Source organism: Shinella sp. 20P9.1.1, assembly GCF_057798995.1.
Genome location: NZ_JBYOLC010000018.1, coordinates 1 through 21,838, shown reverse-complemented (window position 1 = coordinate 21,838; position 21,838 = coordinate 1). Strand labels below are relative to the sequence as shown.

General features: G+C 64.8%; 26 protein-coding genes. 5 read left to right on the top strand and 21 right to left on the bottom strand.

From position 1 onward, the window contains the following. Nucleotides 1–154 precede the first annotated feature (154 nt). On the top strand, nt 155–2,248 hold the full coding sequence (gene mcpU, locus AC27VQ_RS23445; protein WP_488718210.1) for a methyl-accepting chemotaxis protein McpU: 2,094 nt from the start codon (nt 155–157) through the stop codon (nt 2,246–2,248). A 56-nt stretch (nt 2,249–2,304) separates the two neighbouring features. Here the strand turns inward: mcpU and AC27VQ_RS23440 are convergent, their stop codons facing one another. From AC27VQ_RS23440 to AC27VQ_RS23425, 4 genes are all read right to left on the bottom strand, one after another. Then, nucleotides 2,305–3,558 (bottom strand): class I SAM-dependent RNA methyltransferase, encoded by a 1,254-nt coding sequence (locus tag AC27VQ_RS23440; protein ID WP_488718209.1) that lies wholly within the window; start codon nt 3,556–3,558, stop codon nt 2,305–2,307. Further along, entirely contained in the window at nt 3,555–4,307 is a 753-nt protein-coding gene (locus tag AC27VQ_RS23435) for a TlyA family RNA methyltransferase (protein WP_421591783.1), read from the bottom strand. The genes AC27VQ_RS23440 and AC27VQ_RS23435 overlap by 4 nt, the downstream gene beginning before the upstream one ends. A 42-nt stretch (nt 4,308–4,349) precedes the next feature. Further along, nucleotides 4,350–4,622, bottom strand: coding sequence for a hypothetical protein (locus AC27VQ_RS23430; RefSeq protein ID WP_313524922.1), 273 nt, complete (start codon nt 4,620–4,622; stop codon nt 4,350–4,352). A gap of 226 nt (nt 4,623–4,848) precedes the next feature. Then, on the bottom strand, nt 4,849–5,373 hold the full coding sequence (locus AC27VQ_RS23425) for a hypothetical protein (RefSeq protein WP_488718208.1): 525 nt from the start codon (nt 5,371–5,373) through the stop codon (nt 4,849–4,851). Nucleotides 5,374–5,566: 193 nt separating this feature from the next. Between AC27VQ_RS23425 and AC27VQ_RS23420 the strand changes: the two genes are divergently transcribed. Continuing rightward, entirely contained in the window at nt 5,567–6,577 is a 1,011-nt protein-coding gene (locus AC27VQ_RS23420; RefSeq protein WP_488718207.1) for a DUF4424 domain-containing protein, read from the top strand. Between the two features lie 10 nt (nt 6,578–6,587). Here AC27VQ_RS23420 and dxs read toward each other — a convergent pair whose 3' ends face one another. The 7 genes from dxs to AC27VQ_RS23385 form a co-directional block, all read right to left on the bottom strand. After that, entirely contained in the window at nt 6,588–8,507 is a 1,920-nt protein-coding gene (dxs, locus tag AC27VQ_RS23415; RefSeq protein WP_488718206.1) for a 1-deoxy-D-xylulose-5-phosphate synthase, read from the bottom strand. A 229-nt stretch (nt 8,508–8,736) separates the two neighbouring features. Beyond that, nucleotides 8,737–9,135 (bottom strand): DUF1801 domain-containing protein, encoded by a 399-nt coding sequence (locus tag AC27VQ_RS23410; RefSeq protein ID WP_488718205.1) that lies wholly within the window; start codon nt 9,133–9,135, stop codon nt 8,737–8,739. A 14-nt stretch (nt 9,136–9,149) separates the two neighbouring features. Next, nucleotides 9,150–9,560, bottom strand: a complete 411-nt coding sequence (locus AC27VQ_RS23405; RefSeq protein ID WP_488718204.1) for a DUF1801 domain-containing protein — start codon at nt 9,558–9,560, stop codon at nt 9,150–9,152. 9 nt (nt 9,561–9,569) lie between these two features. Continuing rightward, nucleotides 9,570–9,776 (bottom strand): hypothetical protein, encoded by a 207-nt coding sequence (locus tag AC27VQ_RS23400; RefSeq protein ID WP_488718203.1) that lies wholly within the window; start codon nt 9,774–9,776, stop codon nt 9,570–9,572. A 12-nt stretch (nt 9,777–9,788) separates the two neighbouring features. Continuing rightward, the gene (locus tag AC27VQ_RS23395) at nt 9,789–10,217 is read right to left on the bottom strand and encodes an SRPBCC family protein (protein ID WP_488718202.1); all 429 of its coding nucleotides are present in this window, start codon (nt 10,215–10,217) and stop codon (nt 9,789–9,791) included. Beyond that, entirely contained in the window at nt 10,214–10,537 is a 324-nt protein-coding gene (locus AC27VQ_RS23390) for an ArsR/SmtB family transcription factor (protein WP_488718201.1), read from the bottom strand. The genes AC27VQ_RS23395 and AC27VQ_RS23390 overlap by 4 nt, the downstream gene beginning before the upstream one ends. 302 nt (nt 10,538–10,839) lie before the next feature. Beyond that, entirely contained in the window at nt 10,840–11,763 is a 924-nt protein-coding gene (locus AC27VQ_RS23385) for a pirin family protein (protein ID WP_488718200.1), read from the bottom strand. A gap of 152 nt (nt 11,764–11,915) precedes the next feature. On the opposite strand from AC27VQ_RS23385, the gene AC27VQ_RS23380 reads away from it, so the two are divergent. After that, nucleotides 11,916–12,302: an ester cyclase gene (locus AC27VQ_RS23380; RefSeq protein WP_488718199.1), complete on the top strand. Its 387-nt coding sequence runs from the start codon at nt 11,916–11,918 to the stop codon at nt 12,300–12,302. A 3-nt stretch (nt 12,303–12,305) separates the two neighbouring features. On the opposite strand, the gene AC27VQ_RS23375 is transcribed toward AC27VQ_RS23380, so the two are convergent. From AC27VQ_RS23375 to AC27VQ_RS23365, 3 genes are all read right to left on the bottom strand, one after another. After that, nucleotides 12,306–12,566: an exodeoxyribonuclease VII small subunit gene (locus AC27VQ_RS23375; RefSeq protein WP_313524888.1), complete on the bottom strand. Its 261-nt coding sequence runs from the start codon at nt 12,564–12,566 to the stop codon at nt 12,306–12,308. Between the two features lie 2 nt (nt 12,567–12,568). Then, nucleotides 12,569–13,495 (bottom strand): histone deacetylase family protein, encoded by a 927-nt coding sequence (locus AC27VQ_RS23370; protein WP_488718198.1) that lies wholly within the window; start codon nt 13,493–13,495, stop codon nt 12,569–12,571. Between the two features lie 70 nt (nt 13,496–13,565). After that, entirely contained in the window at nt 13,566–14,516 is a 951-nt protein-coding gene (locus tag AC27VQ_RS23365; RefSeq protein WP_488718197.1) for a zinc-dependent alcohol dehydrogenase family protein, read from the bottom strand. Between the two features lie 21 nt (nt 14,517–14,537). Here AC27VQ_RS23365 and AC27VQ_RS23360 point away from each other — a divergent pair, with 21 nt between their 5' ends. Beyond that, on the top strand, nt 14,538–14,939 hold the full coding sequence (locus tag AC27VQ_RS23360; RefSeq protein ID WP_488718196.1) for an acyl-CoA thioesterase: 402 nt from the start codon (nt 14,538–14,540) through the stop codon (nt 14,937–14,939). On the opposite strand, the gene AC27VQ_RS23355 is transcribed toward AC27VQ_RS23360, so the two are convergent. Genes AC27VQ_RS23355 through AC27VQ_RS23330 form a run of 6 tightly spaced genes read right to left on the bottom strand, consistent with a single transcriptional unit; the run spans nt 14,925 to nt 19,860 of the window. Beyond that, on the bottom strand, nt 14,925–15,320 hold the full coding sequence (locus AC27VQ_RS23355) for a GFA family protein (protein ID WP_488718195.1): 396 nt from the start codon (nt 15,318–15,320) through the stop codon (nt 14,925–14,927). The genes AC27VQ_RS23360 and AC27VQ_RS23355 overlap by 15 nt on opposite strands. Continuing rightward, the gene (locus AC27VQ_RS23350; protein ID WP_488718194.1) at nt 15,317–16,504 is read right to left on the bottom strand and encodes a thiolase family protein; all 1,188 of its coding nucleotides are present in this window, start codon (nt 16,502–16,504) and stop codon (nt 15,317–15,319) included. The genes AC27VQ_RS23355 and AC27VQ_RS23350 overlap by 4 nt, the downstream gene beginning before the upstream one ends. Continuing rightward, nucleotides 16,488–17,975 (bottom strand): class I adenylate-forming enzyme family protein, encoded by a 1,488-nt coding sequence (locus tag AC27VQ_RS23345; RefSeq protein ID WP_488718193.1) that lies wholly within the window; start codon nt 17,973–17,975, stop codon nt 16,488–16,490. The genes AC27VQ_RS23350 and AC27VQ_RS23345 overlap by 17 nt, the downstream gene beginning before the upstream one ends. 4 nt (nt 17,976–17,979) lie before the next feature. Continuing rightward, nucleotides 17,980–18,543: a biotin transporter BioY gene (locus AC27VQ_RS23340; RefSeq protein ID WP_488718192.1), complete on the bottom strand. Its 564-nt coding sequence runs from the start codon at nt 18,541–18,543 to the stop codon at nt 17,980–17,982. 37 nt (nt 18,544–18,580) lie between these two features. Beyond that, on the bottom strand, nt 18,581–19,186 hold the full coding sequence (locus tag AC27VQ_RS23335) for an energy-coupling factor transporter transmembrane component T family protein (protein WP_488718191.1): 606 nt from the start codon (nt 19,184–19,186) through the stop codon (nt 18,581–18,583). Next, nucleotides 19,180–19,860: an energy-coupling factor ABC transporter ATP-binding protein gene (locus AC27VQ_RS23330; protein WP_488718190.1), complete on the bottom strand. Its 681-nt coding sequence runs from the start codon at nt 19,858–19,860 to the stop codon at nt 19,180–19,182. The genes AC27VQ_RS23335 and AC27VQ_RS23330 overlap by 7 nt, the downstream gene beginning before the upstream one ends. 191 nt (nt 19,861–20,051) lie before the next feature. Between AC27VQ_RS23330 and AC27VQ_RS23325 the strand changes: the two genes are divergently transcribed. Beyond that, nucleotides 20,052–21,251: a winged helix-turn-helix domain-containing protein gene (locus AC27VQ_RS23325; RefSeq protein WP_488718189.1), complete on the top strand. Its 1,200-nt coding sequence runs from the start codon at nt 20,052–20,054 to the stop codon at nt 21,249–21,251. Nucleotides 21,252–21,259: 8 nt separating this feature from the next. Here AC27VQ_RS23325 and AC27VQ_RS23320 read toward each other — a convergent pair. Next, nucleotides 21,260–21,838: hypothetical protein (locus tag AC27VQ_RS23320; protein ID WP_488718188.1), on the bottom strand; the 579-nt coding region annotated here is incomplete at its 5' end.

Below are 21,838 nucleotides of genomic sequence, written 5' to 3'. Positions count from 1 at the left end.
CAGTGCCTTAAACACGCTTTCCTAGGGTGCGGCCACTCTCCGGCCTTCCTGGCCGGCGGCCGCATGATGCGCCCGTTCTTCGCCCTCCCGGCATGCCGTTCAGCATCGCGCTCCCGCCGTCGCCGGCGAGGGCCTCTTAGGAAACATCGCGTCCATGTCCAAGCGCTCCAATCTCATGACGCGCATTCTTGTCGTCGCGTCGCTCGTCGTCATCGCCGCCTTTACCGGCTTTTCCCTTTATATCGACAGCCTGCAGCGCAGCGTGCTGACGACATCCGTCGAGGAGAGCATCGACAGCTCCGGCAAGCAGGCCGCGCAGAGCATCGCCAATTGGCTGAATGCCCGCGTGATGCTGACCCAGACGGCCGGCAACGCCGCCGCAAAGGCCGCCGATCCCGCCGGCATCGAAGCCGTGTTGCAGAACGACGTGCTGGTCGGCCAGTTCATGACGACCTATGTGGGCGATGAGGCGGGGGTGTTCACCCAATGGCCGAAGTCGGAAATGCCTGACGGCTACGATCCGCGCAAGCGCCCGTGGTATCAGGACGCCGTCAAGGCGGATGGACCCGTGTTGACGGAACCCTATATCGACGCCTCCACCAATGGCCTGATCATCAGCTCGGCCGTTCCGGTCAAGAAGGACGGCAAGCTCGTCGGCGTCGCCGGCAGCGACTTCTCGCTGAAATCGCTGATCGACATGATCGAATCCGTCGATCTCGGCGGCAAGGGCTTCGCCTTCCTCGTCAGCAAGAACGGCCAAATCCTCGTGCACAAGGACAAGGCGCTCGTCACCAAGACGCTGGCGGATGCCTTCCCGGACGAAACGCCCGCCATCGCCGACGGCGTGATGCACACGACCTATGCCGGCAAGCCGGTACTTGTTTCCTTCGTGCCGGTCACCGGCCTGCCGTCGGTGGAGTGGTATCTCGGCTTCACCATCGACAGCGGAATGGCATTCGCGGCCATCGACCAGTTCCGCATCGCGGCGACGATCGCCACGATCCTCGCCGTCGTGCTGATGATGGGCTTCCTCGCCACCGTGCTGTCGCGCCTCGTCGTGCGCCCGGTCAAGGACATGACCTCGGCCATGCAGAAGCTCGCCTCCGGTGATGTCCGCACGGAAATTCCCGGCCAGGAGCGCAAGGACGAGATCGGCCAGATGGCCGCCGCCGTCGCCGTCTTCCGCGACAATGCCATCGAGCGCACCCGCCTCGAAAACGCCGCCGAGGAGGGCCGCGTGCTCTCCGAAAGCGAGCGCCGCGAGCGTGAGGCCATGAAGGCGCGCGATGCCGCCGAAATCCAGCATGCCGTCGATGCGCTGGCCGATGGTCTCGGCCGTCTTGCCGAGGGCGATCTCGCCCACCGCATCGAAAAGCCCTTCGCCGGCCATCTCGACCGCCTGCGCGACGACTTCAACCACTCCGTCACCAAGCTGCACACGGCGATGACGACGGTCGGCCAGAATGCCCGCGCCATCGATGCGGGCGCGACCGAAATCCGCTCGGCCGCCGACGATCTCGCCCGCCGCACGGAACAGCAGGCCGCCTCGGTGGAGGAAACCGCCGCCGCCCTCGAACAGATCACCACGACCGTGAAGGACTCGACCCGCAGGGCCGAGGAAGTCGGCTCGCTCGTCTCGCGCACCCGCACCGGTGCCGAAAAGTCGGGCGAGGTCGTGCGCCGCGCCGTCTCGGCCATGCAGGGCATCGAAAAGTCCTCGCACGAGATCTCCAACATCATCGGCGTGATCGACGACATCGCCTTCCAGACCAACCTTCTGGCGCTGAATGCCGGTGTGGAAGCGGCGCGTGCGGGTGAAGCGGGCAAGGGTTTCGCCGTCGTCGCCCAGGAAGTGCGCGAGCTCGCCCAGCGCTCGGCCAATGCAGCCAAGGAGATCAAGGCACTGATTACCACGTCAGGCGAGCAGGTCCGCTCCGGCGTGTCGCTGGTCGACGAGACCGGTGCTGCACTGGAAGCCATCGTCCGCGAAGTCCAGGAAATCAATGGCCATGTGAACGCCATCGTGCTCGCCGCCCGCGAGCAGTCGACCGGCCTCCAGGAGATCAACACGGCCGTCAACACCATGGACCAGGGTACCCAGCAGAACGCTGCCATGGTGGAAGAGCAGACCGCCGCCAGCCACGGCCTCGCCTCGGAAGCCGCAGCCCTCAACGCGCTGCTCGCCCAGTTCCGGCTGGGTCATGGTGCTGCCAGCCACGCGGTCACGCCAGCGCGCCGCGCGGCCTGATCGGGCATCCACAAACAAGAAGGCCCGGGAGCGATCCCGGGCCTTCTTGTTTGCGCTTACTTCTCCAACACTGCCACTGCCTCGACATGCGCCGACCAGAGAAACTGGTCGACCGGCGTGACGAGGCGGATGCGGTAGCCGGCGGCCGTCAGGATGGCGAGGTCGCGGGCGAGGCTGATCGGGTTGCAGGAGACGGCGATGACCGTCTTCACGCCGGAGCGGGCGAGCTCCTTGCACTGGTCCTCCGCACCCGCACGGGGCGGATCGAAGACCACGGCGTCGTAGACCTTGAGCTCGGAGGCCATCAGCGGGCGGCGGAACAGGTCGCGCCGCTCCACCGTAACGGGCTTGAGGCCCTGGGTGTTGCGCGCGGCGAAATCCAGCGCCTTCAGCGCCTTCTCATCGCCCTCGACGGCATGCACCTTGGCCTGGCGGGCGATCCTGAGCGCGAAGGTGCCGGAGCCGGCGAAGAGGTCGGCGACGCGCTTGGCCTTGCCGAGCGCCGTCAGCACGATCTCGGACATGGCATCCTCGGCGGGCTTCGTCGCCTGGGTGAAGCCGCCGGCGGGCGGGGAGACGCGCACGCCGGAAAACTCGATTTCCGGCTTCTGCGGCTCGATGACGATCTCACCGTCGCTGGAGACGCGATTGATGCCGGCGCGCAGCGCAAGCACGGTTTCGGTGACGGCGCGGCGCTCCCTGTCGCCGACCTTCTTGACGCCCTCGAAGGCGAGGTCGAGACCACCGAGCGTTTCCAGCACCGTGACGCGGAACGGCTCGGCCGAGGTGGCGATGGCCGCGGCGACGCGGCGGATCGCCTCGAGCTTGCCGATGATGCCGTCGCTCGAGATCGGACAGTGATCGATGGCGACGATATGGTGGCTGCCGGCCTGGTTGAAGCCGACCAGCATGTCCTTTTCCGTCCTGCGCAGGGTGAAGACGACGCGGCGGCGTTCGCCGGGGCGGGCGATGACGAGCGGTGCCACCTCGGGCGTCAGGCCCTTGGATTTCAGCGCCTGGACGACGAGGTTGCGCTTGAAGTCATGGTAGAGCGCATCGCCGGCATGCTGCAGCGTGCAGCCGCCGCAGGTGCCGTTCCTGCCGTCAGGGCCGAAATGCGCGCAGGGCGGCGTTACCCGCTCGGGCGAGACCTCGGACATCGACATGACCGTGCCATGGTTCTTCACGCGCGCCACGGCGACGACTTCGCCGGGCAGCGTGAACGGCACATAGACCGGGCCGCCGGCCGTTTCCGCAATGCCGTCGCCGCCGCTGCCGAGCCGGGCGATGGTGAGGGTTTCCGTCGTCATGGCTTGCGGCCTCCCAGCAGGAACTCGACATTGCCGTCACCGCCGGCAATCGGCGAGGGGATGAGGCCGAGGCTCTGCCAGCCCATGTCTTCCACAAGCCAGCGTTCGAGTTCCGCGGCAACGGCCGGCGCGCTTTCGGGATCCTTCAGGAGCCCCGCCTTGCTGATCGCCTCACGGCCGGCCTCGAACTGCGGCTTGACGAGCAGGACGCAGAAGGCGCCGGGTTCGGCAAAGCCGAGCGCCGGCGGCAATGCGAGCTTCAGCGAGATGAAGGAGACGTCGGAGACGACGACGCTGATCTCGCGATCTTCGAGATGGTCCTCGTCGAGCACGCGGGCATTCAGGCCCTCGTAATTGGTGATGCGCTCGTCCTCCCGCAGCCGGGGGTGCAGCTGGTCATGGCCGACATCGACGGCGATGACATGGTTTGCGCCGCGTTCCAAGAGGACATCGGTAAAGCCGCCGGTCGAGGCGCCGATATCGAGACAGTCGAGCCCGGCAGGGTCGAGGCCGAATTCATCGAGCGCCGCCTTCAGCTTCAACGCGGCGCGCGACACATAGGCCTGGGCGGGATCGTCGATCTCGATCTTTACATTGGCGGGGAAGGTGGAGCTCGGCTTGGTAACGGTGCGGCCGTTGACGCGCACGGTGCCGCGCGAAATGGCGTCGCGCGCGCGGGAGCGGCTGGCAACGAGGCCGGCATTCAGCAGGAGCTGGTCGAGGCGGATGGTTTCGATAGGTCGGGACATCGCCTCTCATGACGCCTCATGGGGCAAGTGGCAAGCCCCGGCTCAGAGCCAGATGATGCGCCCGGGGAAATTCTTCGCCGAATCGAGGTCGATCAGCGCGGAGATGCCCTGCGGTCTCGCCTCTTCGCGCGCCGCGCGCACAAGGCCGGGGTCTCCGGCGATGTCATGCGACTTGCGGATGTCAGGCAGCTTCTTCTGCAGGATGGCAATGGCGGCGGCCTCGATGGCCGGGTCGTGCTCCGGCCGCTCTTCGGCGGCCGCGATGGAGGCATGGCAAAGCGTGGCGGCAAGAGCCGCGAGCAGCGCGTATCGCATGGTGAAAATCCCTGTCCGGTCTTTCTTTTCGTTGCAGGGACACTAGCAGCCGGAGGTTTCGCAACGGCCAAGGGATGTGGTTACGCGGTTGCAAAACGGGATGGTTGAGAAAGGGTGCATTGACGTCCCGGGTCTCGCCACGGCGAATTTTCGCAGCATCGCGGCAGTCGCCGTGGCTGATTCCGAGGACGCTGTCATGACGCCGTGATGACGGCGGTAGCGCGAATCATTTCGGGCCGTCCTGTATGGTCTGCACCTTCACGTCGAAATTCTTGCAGGTGTCATCCGTGCAGATGCCGTTGATCCAGACTTGGCCGTCGCCGAACATGATGCCTTGGTAGTTGACGAATAGATCCTCGTATTTCTGATCGGTGACTGCCTTGGTGATTTCAGGCGTCATGATGGCCTTGTAGTGTTGCTCGAACGCCTTGGCGGATTTGATGTTGGTCTCCTTTCCGTTGACCTTGACGCCGATCGGGTAGCTGACGAGGGCGGCAACGCCCTTCGCATCCTGTGCCGCGACAGCCTTTTGCAGGGCGACAATGACAGCCTGATACTTCGTGTGGTCACCCAACTGCTGGTCTATCGTCTGGTTGACGCTGCTTTCATCCGCGAATGCGGCCGCCGCGCCCGCGATGATCAAGGGAGCGGCAAGGAGCATCTGGCGAACTGGCTTCATAGTCTTGTCCTCGGTTGATTTTGATTTCGGGCGATCGGGAATGCGTGGAACGGCCGTGGGGTTGGGCGACATTCACAGCATAGACAGAATGTTGCTCATGCAGCGTGGCTCCTGGGATTCATCATTATCAGCTTCTTAGAGCGAATTCGCAATCGTAGCGTGTTGGGACAGCGAATTGCTCTAAACTTTGTAAACGGCCTGTCGCGTCGCTTGCCGCGCCAAGAAATTTCGGTTGTTATCACGCCGACACGTCACGAGGATCGCCATGAAGAACACGCTCCGCCATCTGCCGCTTTTGCTTGCGCTTTCGGCCGCACCGGCTTTTGCCAATGACACGATGGCGGAGCTGAAGACGGGCGGGCTCACCTTCGTGCGCACGCCCGAGGTGGAGATGACGAAGGAAGCGCTGTTCATCTCGCCGAGCGAAATCCGCGTCGACTATGTCTTCGCCAACAGCTCGGACAAGGACGTCTCCGGCCTCGTCGCCTTCCCGATGCCGGATATCGGCGGCGATCCCTATGCCAATATCGCGATCGACGATTTCGAGACGGACAACTATCTCGGCTTCACCGCCGCGCAGGATGGCAAGGCGGTGGCCGTCACCCTCCAGCAGCGCGCCTATGCATCCGATATCGACGTGACGGAAGACCTGAAAGCCCAGAACATTCCGCTCCTGCCGATGTCCAAGGCGGCCAAGGAGGCGCTGAAGACATTACCCGACGATGTTGCCGCCGACTGGATCGCCCGCGGCCTCATCTTCATCGATACCTATGACGACGACGGCACGGGCATGAAGGACTACCGCACGCCGCTCTGGTCGTTGAAATCGGTCTATTGGTGGCGCACGACCTTTCCGGCGGGCAGGCAAGTGACGGTGCAGCACCGCTACAAGCCCAGCGTCGGCGGCACGGTCGGCATTTCCTTCCTGGAGGACGGCCAGCCGAAGGGCGAGCGCTATCAGGACTACGTCAAGCGCTACTGCATCGAGGACAATATCGTGCGCCGCGCCCAGCAGGCGGAAAAGGATATGCAGGCCGGAAAGCCCTATCTCTTCGAGAACTGGATTTCCTACATCCTGTCGACCGGCGCCAATTGGGGCGGCCCGATCAAGGATTTTTCGCTGACCATCGATAAGGGTGCTGCGGAAAACCTCGTCAGCTTCTGCGGCGAGGGCATCAAGAAGACCGGCCCGACGACCTTCGAAATGAAGGCCAAGGATTTCACGCCGACCAACGAGATCGATATTCTGCTGCTGAAGCCGAGTGGGGCTCAGTAAGGCGCGCTGCTCAGCCCGCCGCGCCCACGCCAACGGCCTTCTGGCCGAGCGCCTTGAACACCGTCGAGACGATGCCGGCGCGGTCCAGCCCGGCCTTTGCGTACATCGCCTCGGGTTTGGCCTGTTCCATCCAGATATCGGGCAGCACCAGCGGACGCACCTTCAGCCCGTGATCGAGCAGGCCTTCCATGGCGAGGAACTGCAGCACATGGCTGCCGAAGCCGCCGACGGCGCCTTCCTCGATGGTGATCAGCACCTCGTGATGGCGGGCAAGCTGGCGGATCAAGTCGTGGTCGAGCGGCTTGGCGAAGCGCGCATCGGCGACCGTCGTGGACAGCCCCGACGCGTCGAGGTCCTCGGCGGCCAGCAGACAATCGGCAAGGCGGGTGCCGAAGGACAAGAGCGCCACCTTCGACCCCTGCTTGACGACACGGCCCTTGCCGATCTCCAGGATTTCGCCGCGGGCGGGCATATCGACGCCGACGCCTTCGCCGCGCGGATAGCGGAAGGAGATCGGGCCGGCGTCATAGGCGGCGGCGGTGCGCACCATGTGCTTGAGTTCCGCCTCGTCGGCGGCGGCCATCACCACGAAACCGGGCAGGGTGGCGAGATAGGTCGTGTCGAAGGAGCCGGCATGAGTCGGGCCGTCGGCGCCGACGAAACCGGCGCGGTCGATGGGGAAGCGCACGGGCAGGCCCTGGATGGCGACATCGTGCACCACCTGGTCGTAACCGCGCTGCAGGAAGGTCGAGTAGAGCGCGCAGAACGGCTTGTAGCCCTCGGCGGCAAGGCCGGCGGCGAAGGTCACGGCATGCTGTTCGGCAATGCCCACGTCGAAGGTGCGCATGGGATAGGCGGCGGCGAGCTTGTCGATGCCGGTACCGTTGGGCATGGCGGCGGTAACGCCGACGATCTTTTCGTCGAAGCCGGCTTCCTGCACCAGGGCCTCGCCGAAGACGGAGGTGTAGCTCGGGGCGTTCGGCTTGGCCTTGGCCTGCGTGCCGGTGATGACGTCGAAGGTGTTGACGCCGTGATACTTATCGGCGGCGGCTTCGGCGGGCGGATAGCCCTTGCCCTTCTGCGTCACCACATGGATCAGCACCGGACCCTTGGAGTTGTCGCGCACATTGCGCAGCACGGGCAGCAAATGTTCGAAGGAATGGCCGTCGATCGGGCCGATATGATAGAAACCCATCTCCTCGAACAGCGTGCCGCCGGTCACGTAACCGCGCGCATGCTCGACGGCGCGGGTAATCGCCCGGTCGACCTTCTTGCCGAGATAGGCCGTCAGTTTCTTGCCGAACTCGCGGAAGCCCATATAGGTGCGGCCCGAGGCGAGGCGCGCGAGATAGGCGCTCATCGCGCCCGTCGGCGGCGCAATCGACATGTCGTTGTCGTTGAGGATAACGATGAGGCGTGCATCGAGCGCGCCGGCATTGTTCAGCGCCTCATAGGCCATGCCGGCCGACATGGCGCCGTCGCCGATGATGGCGATGACATTGCGGTTTGCGCCGGAAAGATCGGCGGCGACCGCCATGCCGAGGCCGGCGGAAATCGAGGTCGAGGAATGGGCCGCACCGAAGGGGTCGTATTCGCTCTCGGCGCGGCGGGTGAAGCCGGAGAGGCCGTCTTCCTGGCGCAGCGTCCGAATGCGGTCGCGCCGGCCGGTCAGGATCTTGTGCGGGTAGCACTGGTGGCCGACGTCGAAGATCAGCCGGTCGTCGGGCGTGTTGAAGACCTTGTGGATGGCGATGGTCAGTTCCACCACGCCAAGCCCGGCGCCGAGATGGCCGCCCGTGCGCGAGACGGCGTCGATCATTTCCGCGCGCAGCTCGCTGGCGAGCTGCGGCAGGTCGCGATCGTCCACGGCCTTCAGGTCTGCGGGAATGCGGACCTTGTCGAGCAGGGGGGTGGCTGGCGTCTGGGTCACTCTCAAGCCTCGTCTTGTCGCCCGTGTGCGAAGGTTCCCTCACGGAGCCCGGCCCGAACGTTACGATTTTACGCTGTCACATGCAGAATGCGGCGCGCGATTTCAACCGTTTCGGCAAGTCTAGAGCGTATTTCGCCGGATTGATACCACGCAATCCGACGCAGCCCCGCGTTCTCCAAGGCAAATCAGGCATTTTGCGGACGTGACCAACGGCAAAAGCCGCCGATATCTACTTCTTCTTCTTGGCGCGAGAGGCCTGATTCAAGGCGACGGCGGCACGGATCAGCGCCTTCAGCGCGTCTTCGTCGATCGCAGCCCCCTGCGGGAAATCGATGGCGCGGCGCGTGTTGCCTTCCAGGCTGGAGTTGAAAAGACCGGCGGGATCGTCGAGCGACGCGCCCTTGGCGAAGGTCATCTTCACCACGGACTTGTAGGTCTCGCCGGTGCAGAGAATGCCGTCATGCTCCCAGACGGGCACGCCGCGCCACTTCCATTCCTCGGTCACGTCTGGATCGGCCTGCTTGATCAGCGCCCGCAGCCGCGCCAGCATGGCGCCGCGCCAGTCGGCGAGTTCGGCTATGCGCTTGTCGATCAGCGTCGACGGGGATTCGGTTTCAGTCGTACTCATGGTTTCATCCCGTGTCAGAGGCGTTCGCCGGGAAGCGTGCTGGCCTGCCGGATCCAGCCGGAAAGCAGCGCTTCATCGAGCGCTTCGCCCTCGTGAATATGAAAATAGCGGGTTTCCGCGGTTTTCGAGGCGACCGGCGGTACCGGATCGAGCGCGGTGCCGCGGAAGAAGGTCAGCTTTATGTATTTCGCAAAGCAGTGATAACTGAGAAACCAGCCGTCGCCCGCCTTGCCATAGAAGGGCGAATTCCACTTCACCGCCTTGGCCACACCGGGCACTGTCTTTTCGACCAGCGCATCCAGCCTGCGGCCGACATCGCTCTTCCAGCCCGGCATCGCGGCGATATAGGCTTTAACCGGCCCGTCGCCATCGCCTTTCGCAATTTGCGGATTACCGCCGGACAGCAGCACCGGTTTGTCACTCATCACAGCCTCCTAGCCGCGTCTTGCACGGGCAATATAGGGCAGGGCGAAGAGATAGAGACCGCTGACCAGCAAAAGGATCAGCGGGAAGAGCGCCAGAAGGCCGATCCAGATCGGTGGCTGGCCCTGCGTCATCGCCGCAATGTTCACCAGCACGGCGAGCGTGAACAGGATCGAAATCCAGCGGTGGCCCTGACGGATCAGGAGGTTCCAGTTCATCACGGCTTCTCCCTATTCCAGCCCTGCCAGAACCCGCTCGAGATTGGTGAAATGTGCTTCCCAGCCATAGCGCGCGCCGCCGAAGGCCTGTTTCTGTTCCGGCCGGAAGCCGGTCTGTTCCATGCGCAGGTGCGTGCCCGTCGCCGTCGGCGTGAGCGTGAAGCTGACCACGCTCGTGAGATTGAAGGCCGGGTCTTCGTGCGGATGATCCCAACGATAGGTCAGCACCTTGCCGGGCTCGACCGTCAGCACCTCGCAGTCGACGCCGCCCCAGTCGCCGCTCAGCCGGAAGGCATGGCCGGCGACGGGCTGAAAATCGTCGTTGCGCATCAGCCATTCCGAAATCAGGTGCGGCTGCGTCAGGGCACGCCAGAGCTTTTCCGGCGGATGGGCGATATCGCGCTCGACGACGACGGAGCGCGTCACGGATGCAGTGCTCATTGATCCATTCTCCTCAGCAAATTTTCGAGATCGTCGAAGCGCCGCTCCCAGAACCGCGCCATCTGGCTGGTCCAGTCGACCAGCGGGGTGAGCGCGCCGAGCTGCGCGCTGTAGTGCGTCTGCCGCCCCTCGTGGCGGTCGCGCACGAGGCCGGCCTGTTTGAGCAGGCCGAGATGTTTGGAGACGACAGGCTGCGAAACGCCGGCCTGCGCCGTCAGCGCCCCCACCGTCTTCTCCCCCTCGCGGCACAGGCGCTCGAAGAGCGCGCGCCGCGTTGGATCCGCAAGCGTGCGGAACAACATGTCATGGGCCTCAGCCATTAGATCCATACCTCGTTGGCTATGGATTTTTATATAGCTGAATGGCTATGAATGAGTCAACGGCCCTTGCCGCCGATTTGACACTATTTGTCGGGAGGACGGCGGTGCGGAGTTATGGAAATGCAACAGGTCCCCACCCAACGACGTCATCCTCGGGCTTGACCCGAGGATCCATACATCCGCACCGTCTCGCTTGTGGCGTGGATCCTCGGGTCAAGCCCGAGGGTCACGGAGGGGAGGTGAGCGGCAGGAGAAGGAGGAGGCGTACGGGTTTGCCACTATAATAGCCAAAGACCTATATATCATCGGGCCGGAAGCGGCACGAATTCCTCCTCGTCGCCCGGCACGATGTCGAAGCGGCCGGTGCGCCATTCCTCCTTGGCCTGCTCGATGCGCTCCTTGGAGGAGGAGACGAAATTCCACCAGATATAGCGCTTGGAGCCAAGCGCCGCGCCGCCGAAGACCATGATGTGACAGCCTTCGGGACCAGCCTTGAGCGTGATGGCATCGCCGGCGCGGAAGACGAGCAGCTGGTCGGCGGCAAAGACGTCGCCCGCCACTTCCAGCGTGCCGGACAGCACATAGACCGCGCGCTCTTCCCAGTCCGCGGCGAGCGGTGCGGCAGCACCCGGCGAAAGCATCAGGTCGGTATAGAGCGTATCCGTGGGCACGCTGACCGGCGAGGCGTGACCCTCATATTTGCCGATGATCGTGCGTCCGGTAATGCCATCGGCCGAGAAGGCGGGAAGCTCGGCCTTCGTCGTGTGCGAAAAGACCGGCGCCATTTCCTCGTGGCTGTCGGGCAAAGCAAGCCAGGTCTGCAGCCCGGAAATCGACTGCGGCTTGCCGCGCAGGTTCTCCGGCGAGCGCTCCGAATGCACGATGCCGCGCCCCGCCGTCATCAGGTTGATGTCGCCGGGCGCGATGACCATTTCGGTGCCGAGGCTGTCGCGGTGCTTGATCTCGCCGTCGAAGAGATAGGTGACAGTGGAAAGCCCGATATGCGGATGCGGCTTGACGTCGATCGCCTCACCCGCGCGCAGTAGCGCCGGCCCCATGCGGTCGAAGAAGATGAACGGCCCGACCAGCCGCCGCTTGGCCGTCGGCAGCGCGCGCCGCACCTCCAGCCCGCCGATATCGCTGGTGCGCGGAATGATCAGATGTTCCAGCGCATCGCACGCCGCCGCATCGCCAGCCTCGGGGTCTTTTCCGGGAAAGAAGCTCATTGCGCCCTCCTGTGATTGGGTTCGTTGGGTGCATGCTAGCGGGCAGGGTGGGGTGTGGATAGGGCGGCTGATGTTGACGGTGTGATCACCCTTTTCCGCCTCTGGCCTTTGCCGCGATCAGCGCCATATTTGCCAGAAGCAGGGAGACGACAATGACCGGACAGGAACTGGCAGCACTCTACCGTGGATATATCGCCTGCCTCAACAGGCAGGATTGGGCCAGCCTCGGCAGCTTCGTCCACGAGGGGGCGCAATACAACGGCAAGCGCATCGGCCTTTCAGGCTATCGCACGATGCTGGAGGGCGATTTTCGCGCCATCCCGGATCTGCATTTCGCCATCGATTTCCTGGTGATCGAACCGCCACGCGTGGCGAGCCGCCTGCTGTTCGACTGCACGCCGGTAGGCGAACTCTTCGGCCTGCCGGTCAATGGCCGCAAGGTCTCCTTCACCGAAAACGTCTTCTACGAATTCGAGGATGAGCGCATCCGCAATGTCTGGTCGGTCATCGACAAGGCGGCGATTGCCGCACAGCTCTGAGGCTCACGCCCCGTCGAGCGGCTCCGTGCCCTGCGGCTTGCCGGCACGGTCGAGGCGGATCTTCTCGATGCGGTTTTCGGCGGCCGAGAGCAGCGTTTCGCAATGCTTTTTCAAGGCCTCGCCGCGCTCGTAGATCTCGATGGAGCGGTCGAGCGGCACGTCGCCGCGTTCCAGCGCGGCAACGATCTTTTCCAGTTCCTCGACGGCCTGTTCGAAGGTGAGGGCGGAAACGTCAGGCCCGGAGGCGGCAGCAGGATTGGTCATGGTCAGCCTCTCATCAGGCGGTAGATATGGGTGGCGGCGGATTCGGCCAGGCCCGTGAGGTCGTAGCCGCCTTCCAGCAGGCTGACCACCCGGTTGTTTGCCGATTTTTCGGAAAGTTCCATCAGCTTGGCCGTCGCCCAGTCGAAATCGTCGGCGACGAGGTTGATCTGCGCCAGCGGATCGCGGTGATGCGCATCGAAGCCGGCGGAAATGATGATGATGTCGGGCTTGAAATCCGCGACGCGCGGCAGGACGCGGGATTTGAACGCCTCGCGGAAATGGTCGCTGCCGTCATTGGCCGAGAGCGGCGCGTTGACGATATTGCCGGCCCCCGTCTCGGTCTTGGCGCCGGAGCCGGGATAGAGCGGCATCTGGTGCGTCGAGCAGAACAGCACGGACGGATCGTCGTAGAAAATATCCTGCGTGCCGTTGCCGTGGTGCACGTCCCAGTCGACGATGGCGACACGCTCGGCGCCGTAGGCCTTCTGGGCGTGGCGGGCGGCGATGGCGGCATTGTTGAAGAAGCAGAAGCCCATCGCCTTGTCGCGCTCGGCATGATGACCGGGCGGGCGGGCAAGCACGAAGGCATTGTCCGCCTTGCCGGTAAAGACCGCATCGACGGCCGCGAGCGCCCCGCCGATGCCCGTCAGGGCCGCCTGAAAGCTGGCAGGGCTGGCATAGGTGTCGGATTCGATCTGCTCGATGCCCTCTTCGGGCATTGCCGACATCACGGCGCGAAGATGGCTTTCCGGATGGGCAAGCAGCACGAAATCCTCGTTGGCCTGCGGCGCCTTCTCGCGCTTGAGCGGCGCAAAGCGCTCGTGTTCCAAGGCGAGATTGATCGCGCGGATGCGGTCGGACCGCTCGGGGTGGCCCTCCTGCGTGTGATGCTCGAGGAAGATCGGGTTCTCTAGGAGACACGTCGTCATGGCCGGAAGCTATCCATTGCAATTGGCGAGGTCCACGGGAAATGGGCCAGCCGCACCGCCTTTTCAACAGTCACGGTGCAAGCAGCAATTTTCCGGCGCGGGCCGGATCGTCCTGCCGGGCGAGGGCGGAGGGTAGATCGGAGAGGGCGAAAACCGTGTCGACGGTGGAGGCGAGGTACCCGGCGCGGATGCCGGCGAAGCTGCGCTCGAATTCGGCGGCGATCTCCGCACGCTGGGCGGAATGCACCCAGTTGCGCAGCCAGAGGAAGGAGAAGGCGATGTCCTCGCGGCGGGCGCTGACAAGCGCGGGATCGAGCTGCGCGCCCGAAAGCGCACCGTATTGCACAAAAGCGCCGCCATGGCGGAGGGTGCGGAAAAGCGCATTGCCCGCCTCGCCGCCGACGGCATCGAGGACGGCATCGAGCGGCGGGGCATTGGCGATGACGATTTCACCGGAAAAGCCCTCGGCCAGCCGCGCGGCCGTCGCGGCGCTGCGCACCAGAGCGACAGGGCGGAAACCGGCCTCGGCGAGAAGCGTGAGCAGCATCCTGCCGATGGCCGACGCCGCTGCCGTCACGCCGATGCGCTGGCCTGTGACCCTGCCGAAATGCGCTTTCACGGCATCGACCAGCCGGAAGGCCGTAAGCGGGTTTACATAGGCCATGGCGGCCTGATCGTCTGTGAGATCGTCCGGCACGGCGAAACACCACGCGGCCGGGCGCACCAGATATTCCTGCCAGAGCCCGCTTGCGCCGATCGGCAGCACGCGTTGGCCGACGGCAAGATCGTCCACGCCCTCGCCAAGGCGGATGATTTCGCCGACACCCTCGAAGCCGGGCACGAAGGGCAGGGCGGTGCGGCTGCGATAGGCGCCGGTGACCGGGATGAGGTCGGAGGGGTTGATGGCGGCGCGGCGGATGCGGATCTCGACCTCGCCGGAGCCGAGGGGCCTGCGCTCCGTCTCTTCCAGCCCGATCACTTGCCGGGGATCGCCGAAGGCTCTAACAACGGCACGAAGCATGGATTGACCCCGGGATACGACGTGGAACAGGCGGCAGACATCACGGTCAGCGAAGTCAGGATACCGTTCCGCGATATAGACATGCACGGCCATATGCACAATGCCGCCTATTACGCCCATGCGGAAGCGGCCGTCGCCGGCCTCTGGCGTCACCGGCCGGTTGGGCAAAACGATCCCGTCTATTTCGTGCGCAAATCCGGCTGCACCTTCCACAGGGGGCTGCGGCTGGATGATCTCGCCCGTTTCAAGGTTTCGGTGACGCGCATCGGCGCCACCTCGCTCAGCTTCGCCGTGGCGATCGCCTGCGATGGCGCAGCGGTGGCGGATCTTGAGATCGTCTGGGTCGCCGTCGATCCCGCAACCCGCCAGCCCGTCAACGTGCCGCAGCCGATCCGCGACTGGCTGAAATCATTCCTCGCCTGAGGCGGTCTCGACGCTGAGCCAGCCCGGCCGGCAATCCTCGAAGGAATGGTATTGCGGTGTAAAGGCCGGATCGGTGGGCGCGTCGAAGCCGCCGATCAAGAGTGCCACGACCGGCTCGTCATCGATGGCGCCGATGGAGCTGCCGCAGGCCGGGCAGAAGGCGCGGCTGGAATAACCCGACGAGCGCCAGGTCGAGGGTTTTGCACCCGCGCCTGTCCATTGCACGCGCTCCGTGGGAAATTCCACCCAGGCGGCGGTCGGTGCGCCGGTATGCTGCTGGCAGAAGCGGCAGGAGCAGGTATGAGGCTTTTCCGCCGGCCCCGTCGCCTCGAAACGAATGGCGCCGCAGAGGCAGCCGCCGGTATAGATCTTTTCGCTCATCCTGTTCCCCCAAGCTTGCGAAACAAAGTCGCGATGCCCATGCCGCCGCCGATGCCCATCATGGCGAGCGCTTCGGCGCCCGCATCCGCCGCCCGCATCTGCGCAAAGAGCCGCGTGACGAGGATCGCGCCGGACGCACCGTAGGGATGGCCGAGCGCAAGCGCACCACCCTCGCGGTTGACGATCGCGTGATCGATGCCGAGCGCATCGAGGCTGGCGAGCACCTGGGCGGCGAAGGCCTCGTTGAACTCAATATAGGGGATGGCCGCGGCATCGAGACCGGGATTGCGCGTGACAAGTTTTTCCATCGCCGGAACGGGGCCGAGGCCGAGCAGGTTCGGGTCGACGCCGACCGTGGCGCTGTCGACGAGTTCCAGGAGCATCGTCAGGCCGCGCCGCCGGGCTTCGGCCAGCGAGGTCACCAGCACGACGGCCGCGCCATCATTGACCGGGCAGGCATTGCCCGCCGTCACGGTTCCATCCGGACGGAAGACCGGTTTCAGCGCCGCAAGCTTTTCCAGCGAGGTGTTTTCGCGCGGGCATTCGTCCTGCGAAACGCGGCCCGCAGGTGTGTCGAGCGGCACGATCTCGCCGGCAAAGCGACCGGCCTTCTGTGCGTCTACCGCGCGGCGATGGCTTTCCAGCGCAAAGGCATCCTGCCGTGCGCGGCTGATGCCGGCGTGGCGGGCGACGTTTTCGGCGGCGATGCCCATGTCGGGGTCGCCGATGGCATCGGGCGCCATGCGGGCGCGCCGTACCGGCTCCGGCGCATCGCCTGATGTGAGCGGGGGACGAAAGCGCAGATGCGCCCGGCTGCTGCTCTCAGTCCCGCCGGCAAGGTAGGTGCGCCCGGCGCCCGCCGTCACCAGCCGGGCGGCGAGCGTGATTGCCTCCAGCCCCGAGCCGCATTGCCGGTCGATGGTCAATCCGGGCACGGAAACGGGAAGCCCCGCCTCCAGCGCTGCCAGCCGCGCCAGATTGCCGGCGCTGTTGGCGGCATTGCCGAGGAGAACGTCGTCGACGGCATCCGCGGCGAGGCCGGTGTCCTGAAGGATGCGGCGGATAAGGGGCGCGGCGAGGCTTGCCGGCTCGATGGCCGACAGCGTGCCGTTGACCCGGCCGATCGGCGTGCGGAATGCCGCTGCGACCACGGGGATACGTTCGGGATCAGAGGAGCGGTTCAAGGACATCGCTCTCCTCCGCCACCCATTGCCGCACGGTTTTCGCCTCCACCTTGCCCGAAGGGGTCGTTGGCATTTTCGCGCAGAGCCAGAGCCGGCGCGGCTGCTTGTAGCGCGGCAGGAGATCGGCCAGCGCCGCCATGAGGGTTTCGGCCGTCAGGCCCGACGCGGCAGGCTCGATCACCGCCACCAGTTCGCTGCCGAGATCGGCATGGTCGCGGCCGAAGACATGGGCGGCGCGCACCAAGGGCAGGCTTTGCAGCGCCGCCTCGACTTCGGAGGGATAGATGTTGTTGCCGCCTGACAGGACCATGCCGCCGGCACGCCCGAGCAGATGCAAGGTGCCATCTGCCTCCAGGAAACCGAGATCGCCGACCGTCGCCAGCGCGCCGAACCGCGCCAGCCCCGCACCGTCGCCGGCCCCGAGATAGCCGGTGGCGACAAGCGGGCTTTCGACGAAGACGGTGCCGGTTTCGCCTGCGGGCAAGGGATTGCCGGCCGCATCGAGCACCGAGATCGCAACCCCCGGAAAGGCCTTGCCCACGGCGGTGGAGGAGGCGGCATTGTCGGGTGCCGTGACGGTGATGAAGCCCAGCTCCGAGGCGCCGTAATATTCTCTGAGCGCCGCGCGGGGGAAATGGCTACCGTAGAGCGCGTGATCGCCCGCCGTGAGTTTTGCGCCCGCGACGGTGATGGCCGCGACACCCTCCAGCGGCGCGCCTTCGCAAAGCCGGCGCAGCATGGTCGGCACGAGAACGAGGCGCTGCACGGCGTGCTGCCGGATCGTCTCTTGTGCCGCGTGCGCGTCAAAATGCCGGGTGGAATGGAAGGTGGCGCCGGCCAGCAGGCACTCCGTCATGGCATAAAGCGCAAGCCCATGGGCGAGGGGGCCGGGGGCATAGGTGCTGGTCCGCGCATCGATGCCGAAGAACGGTGCTCCGGCGGCAAGGCTGACGCGCCAGGAGCGCCGGTCACGGATGATCGGTTTCGGATCGGCCGTCGTGCCCGAGGTGAAGACGATGAGGAAAGGCGCATCCGCCTGCCCCTCGACCAAGGCCGGGTCGGTCGCTTGCGCCTGCTCCGCGACTATTTCGGCAGCACCTCGCTTTGGATCGCTGACGCAGAGGTCGGCGCCTTCGGCCGTGACGACGAGGTCGGGATTTATCTTGTCGAGCAGCCGTTGCCTGATAGCCTCGGGCAGATGCGGATCGATGAGGGCCGCGCACATATTGCCTGAGGTCGCAGCGGTGAAGGCGGCGGGGAACAATGCGTGGTTGCCGGTGACGAGCGCGATCAGCCGGTTTTCCGGGCCGATGCTGCTTTGGCCTTCCGGCGCCAAGACTGAAAAGACGGCGTGCAGGCGACGTGCCGTGGCTGCAAGCGCACCGTAGGACAAAACCCGGCTGTCCAGATGAAAGGCCGGGTTTTCAGGATTTTGGGCGGCGTGCCGTTCGAGGGCGCCGGAAAGCGGCATCGGCTCAGGCGCGCTGCGGCAAGAGCGGATAGCCGGCCAGCACGGCGCGACCGGCGAGCATGGCGACGAACGCCTTGATGAGGTCGCCCGGCAGGAAGACCAGCGAGGCGGCGGCCGTCTCGAAGAAGGCTTTGCCGCTCATATAGGCGAGCCAGGGCATGCCGAAGAGATAGACGACACCGATGCCGCCAATGACTGCGGCGGCGAGGAAGGAGAGGAACTGCGTGAGTTCCGGCTGGTCTTCCCTAACGAGGCGTTCGGCGATCAGGCCGCAGACGAAGGCGCCAAAAACCCAGCCGACGAGATAACCCGCCGTCGGGCCGGCGAAGACCGCAAGGCCGCCGCGACCGCCCGAAAGCACCGGCAGGCCGATGGCGACGAGCAGCAGCACGAGCAGCGCGGCGCTCGCACCGCGCTTGGCGCCGAGGATGCAGCCGGCCAGCATGACGCCGAGCGACTGCGCGGTGATCGGCACCGGAATGAAGCCGAGCGTGATCGGCGGCAGCAGGCCCAGCACCACGATGATCGCGGCGAAGAGGGCGATGAGGACGATGTCTCTGGTGTTCATGGCAGGATTCCCTGTCGGACAAAAATGGGTCAAATGCTTACTGCCGCCGAAAGCCGCGGGCGTCAATCGCCATGGCGATCGTGTCGGCGTCCTTCAGCGTCAGGATAATGAGCGGCACGAGCGTGGTGAGCGGCCGCACCGGCAGGCCGCGCGCCTTGTGCGCGGCTGCGATCTCGCCGTAGCGCGCAAAAATCTCCGGCACGAAGCGGATGATGAGGCCGACCGCGAGGCTGACATCCGCCGCCCGCACGAAGCCGAACCGCTCCAGCGGCGTGATCAGCCGGGTGATCTCGTCCATGAAGGCGGAAATGCCCGTCGTTGCCGTCACGGCGGCGGCCAGCAGCACCAGGGTCGACAGCCGGCAGAAGACGACGGCGCCCTCATGCGGCGACTGGAAGACAGTGTTTGCCGCCGCGACGAGCAGCACGGTGAACAGCACGAAGCGCGTGCGCCGCACCGCCTCTGCAAGACCGATCCCCGTCGAGAGATAGAGCGCTGCCGAAAGGCCGAGCGCCGGCACGAGCAGACGCAGGTCGGAGAGAAGGAACAGCACGATGGCGGCGGCAAAGAGCACGATCAGCTTGCCGCGCACCGGCATGCGGTGCAGCGGCGAATTGCCGTCGATATCGAGCCCGTTCAGCATGCAGCAATCTCCCGGTAGGCATGGATCGCTTCCGCCGGCCGGCCATCCGCCGCCAGCCGCCCGTCGTGGAAGACCAGAACGCGGTCGAAGTCCTCGACCAGCGCAAGATCATGGGTGATGACGAGCACCTGTTCCGGCAGGCCGGCAAGGGTGCGCGCGATCAGCGCGCGGTTCTTCAGGTCGAGCTGGTTGGTCGGTTCGTCGAGGATCAGAAGCTCCGGGCCGGTGACGAGCACGCTGGCGATAGCGCCGAGTTGCGTCTCGCCGCCGGAAAGTTCGTGCACGCGGCGGCGTGCGAGATGCGCAATGCCGAAACGGTCCAGCACGGCCTCGGTGCGCTCGGCGATCTCGGCCTTGCCGAGCCCGCGGTTCTTCAGGCCGAAGGCGATGTCCTCTGCCAGGATCGGCAGGATCATCTGGTGCTGCGGGTTCTGGAAGATGAAGCCCGTCTTGCCGCGCGCCGCCTGCTCGTCCTCGACCGTATCCAGTCCGCCGACCGTGACGGTGCCGGCGGCCGGCTTGACGAGCCCGTTGATCAGCCGCGCCATGGTCGTCTTGCCGGAACCATTGAGGCCGACGACGCCGATGCGTTGCTCTGAGAGCCGCAAATCCAGCGGCTGGAGCGCCGTGCGGCTGCCATAACGCACCGTGGCGGCGGAGAAGACGATGTCCAAGAGCAAGGTCCCGGTTCGCGGAGAGTGGGGGACCTATAAGCAATTCTGCGGAAAGTGCGAAGCGCTTTTGCGCCATCGATGGCTATGGGGAACAACAATCCGGGGAAAAGCCGCCGGAGCCGCGCGCAGCACCTTTCGCCCGACGCGGAAAACGGGTGGAACAAACCAAGAATATATGCCTATCATCGGCTATGACGATTCTTCTTTCGAATACCGAAGCCCGGCGCATCTTCCTCGCCCGCCAGGGCCTCAGCGCACCACCAGGCCGGCAGCTCGGCAAGGAAGGGCTGCTGCAGCTCATCCACGATATCGGCTTCGTTCAGGTCGATAGCATCGCCACCGTCGAGCGGGCGCATCACCAAATCCTGTTCTCACGCAACCAGACCTACCGGCGCGCGCACCTGACGCAGCTTCTGGAAAAGGACGGCGATCTCTTCGAGCATTGGACGCACGACGCCTCGATCATCCCGAGCGCCTTCTTCCGCTACTGGAAACACCGTTTCCGCCGCAAGGAGGCGTCGATTCTCGAGCGCTGGAGCAAGTGGCAGGGGGAGGGCTTCGATAAGGCCTTCGACGAGACCTATGAGCGCATCGCGTCGGGCGGCGCCGTCCTGTCGCGCGAGCTGAAGACGGACGACCACAAGTCCGGCGGCTGGTGGAACTGGCACCCGAACAAGACGGCGCTGGAATTCCTCTGGCACACCGGGAAACTCTGCATCTCCCGGCGCGAGAATTTCCAGAAGGTCTATGATCTCACCGAGCGCGTGGTGCCGCCGCACCATCACGAACCCGCCGTCGAGCACGAGGCCTTCGTCGATTGGGCCTGCCGCAGTGCGCTGACGCGGCTGGGTTTTGCCACCCATGGCGAAATCGCCGCCTTCTGGGCGCTGATCTCGCCGGAGGAGGCGAAGACCTGGGTGGACGCGCATCGCGACGAGCTTCGCCCCGTCTCGATCGAAACCGCCGATGGCGGCAAGCCGCGCATCGCCCACGCCTTCGACGGTTTCCCTGATAATCTCGGCGATATTCCCGAGCCGCCCGCCCGCCTGCGCGTCCTCTCCCCCTTCGATCCCCTGATCCGCGACCGCAACCGCACCGAACGCCTCTTCGGCTATTACTACCGCATCGAAGTCTTCGTGCCGGAGCCCAAGCGCCAGTATGGCTACTACGTCTTCCCCCTGCTCGAAGGCGACCGCCTCGTCGGCCGCATCGACATGAAGGCCGACCGCAAGGCCGGCACGCTCGACGTCAAACGCCTCTGGTGGGAACCGAAGGTCCGCGCTTCGACGGGACGGCTGGAGAAGCTGGAGGCGGAGTTGGCGAGGCTCGCGAAGTTTACCGGGGTGGAAGGGGTGCGCTATCTGGATGGGTGGCGCGGAGATGACGTTTAGCGTCAGGCTTACGTTTTCTGTCGTTTAAGCAGCAGCAGGAGCGGAGGAGGGACGTCTCGACGTTGCTCGCGAAGTGTCTTCGCAAATTTGATCATCGGTTCCGGTGCGATGCGTGCCAATGCGGAATAGTCAAGCTGACGGGTCAGATCCAGGGTTATCGTGTGTTCCCTGTTCTTCACGACAAGAGAATACGCGTTGTTGCCGCGTCGGCTTTTTGTATGCCGATAGGTGATGCTGGCTTCAGCGAGCGGGATTCTTTTGGAGTATGTTTCTGTCATCTGGCATCCGGTCTCGATGAGGATCGAACCATCCGTTGCAAAACGTGTGATACTTGGCGATGCCGCAGTCGTCCACCCGATGCCGATAAACACGCTTGTTCCAAGAACAATTGCAAGCAGGCTTTTAATCCAACGGTAGTTGGGCTGCTCTTTTCCCCGTATCCAATTCCCTAGCCGATGCAGGTAGGCAAAAAGTATCCCAAGAAGTATAAAACCAATCAGTTTGAAAAGTGGAATCATTACCATTCGGGAGCCGCAAGACAAAACGCTCCAAATGCTTTCTTCCAATACGATCAATGAATGTTCCCT

Excerpts from the sequence above, each read along its gene's own strand:
- mcpU (WP_488718210.1), top strand. The coding sequence starts at position 155 with ATGTCCAAGCGCTCCAATCTCATGACGCGCATTCTTGTCGTCGCGTCG.
- AC27VQ_RS23440 (WP_488718209.1), bottom strand. The coding sequence starts at position 3,558 with ATGACGACGGAAACCCTCACCATCGCCCGGCTCGGCAGCGGCGGCGAC.
- AC27VQ_RS23435 (WP_421591783.1), bottom strand. The coding sequence starts at position 4,307 with ATGTCCCGACCTATCGAAACCATCCGCCTCGACCAGCTCCTGCTGAAT.
- AC27VQ_RS23430 (WP_313524922.1), bottom strand. The coding sequence starts at position 4,622 with ATGCGATACGCGCTGCTCGCGGCTCTTGCCGCCACGCTTTGCCATGCC.
- AC27VQ_RS23425 (WP_488718208.1), bottom strand. The coding sequence starts at position 5,373 with ATGTCGCCCAACCCCACGGCCGTTCCACGCATTCCCGATCGCCCGAAA.
- AC27VQ_RS23420 (WP_488718207.1), top strand. The coding sequence starts at position 5,567 with ATGAAGAACACGCTCCGCCATCTGCCGCTTTTGCTTGCGCTTTCGGCC.
- AC27VQ_RS23410 (WP_488718205.1), bottom strand. The coding sequence starts at position 9,135 with ATGAGTACGACTGAAACCGAATCCCCGTCGACGCTGATCGACAAGCGC.
- AC27VQ_RS23405 (WP_488718204.1), bottom strand. The coding sequence starts at position 9,560 with ATGAGTGACAAACCGGTGCTGCTGTCCGGCGGTAATCCGCAAATTGCG.
- AC27VQ_RS23400 (WP_488718203.1), bottom strand. The coding sequence starts at position 9,776 with ATGAACTGGAACCTCCTGATCCGTCAGGGCCACCGCTGGATTTCGATC.
- AC27VQ_RS23395 (WP_488718202.1), bottom strand. The coding sequence starts at position 10,217 with ATGAGCACTGCATCCGTGACGCGCTCCGTCGTCGTCGAGCGCGATATC.
- AC27VQ_RS23390 (WP_488718201.1), bottom strand. The coding sequence starts at position 10,537 with ATGGCTGAGGCCCATGACATGTTGTTCCGCACGCTTGCGGATCCAACG.
- AC27VQ_RS23385 (WP_488718200.1), bottom strand. The coding sequence starts at position 11,763 with ATGAGCTTCTTTCCCGGAAAAGACCCCGAGGCTGGCGATGCGGCGGCG.
- AC27VQ_RS23380 (WP_488718199.1), top strand. The coding sequence starts at position 11,916 with ATGACCGGACAGGAACTGGCAGCACTCTACCGTGGATATATCGCCTGC.
- AC27VQ_RS23375 (WP_313524888.1), bottom strand. The coding sequence starts at position 12,566 with ATGACCAATCCTGCTGCCGCCTCCGGGCCTGACGTTTCCGCCCTCACC.
- AC27VQ_RS23370 (WP_488718198.1), bottom strand. The coding sequence starts at position 13,495 with ATGACGACGTGTCTCCTAGAGAACCCGATCTTCCTCGAGCATCACACG.
- AC27VQ_RS23365 (WP_488718197.1), bottom strand. The coding sequence starts at position 14,516 with ATGCTTCGTGCCGTTGTTAGAGCCTTCGGCGATCCCCGGCAAGTGATC.
- AC27VQ_RS23355 (WP_488718195.1), bottom strand. The coding sequence starts at position 15,320 with ATGAGCGAAAAGATCTATACCGGCGGCTGCCTCTGCGGCGCCATTCGT.
- AC27VQ_RS23345 (WP_488718193.1), bottom strand. The coding sequence starts at position 17,975 with ATGCCGCTTTCCGGCGCCCTCGAACGGCACGCCGCCCAAAATCCTGAA.
- AC27VQ_RS23340 (WP_488718192.1), bottom strand. The coding sequence starts at position 18,543 with ATGAACACCAGAGACATCGTCCTCATCGCCCTCTTCGCCGCGATCATC.
- AC27VQ_RS23335 (WP_488718191.1), bottom strand. The coding sequence starts at position 19,186 with ATGCTGAACGGGCTCGATATCGACGGCAATTCGCCGCTGCACCGCATG.
- AC27VQ_RS23325 (WP_488718189.1), top strand. The coding sequence starts at position 20,052 with ATGACGATTCTTCTTTCGAATACCGAAGCCCGGCGCATCTTCCTCGCC.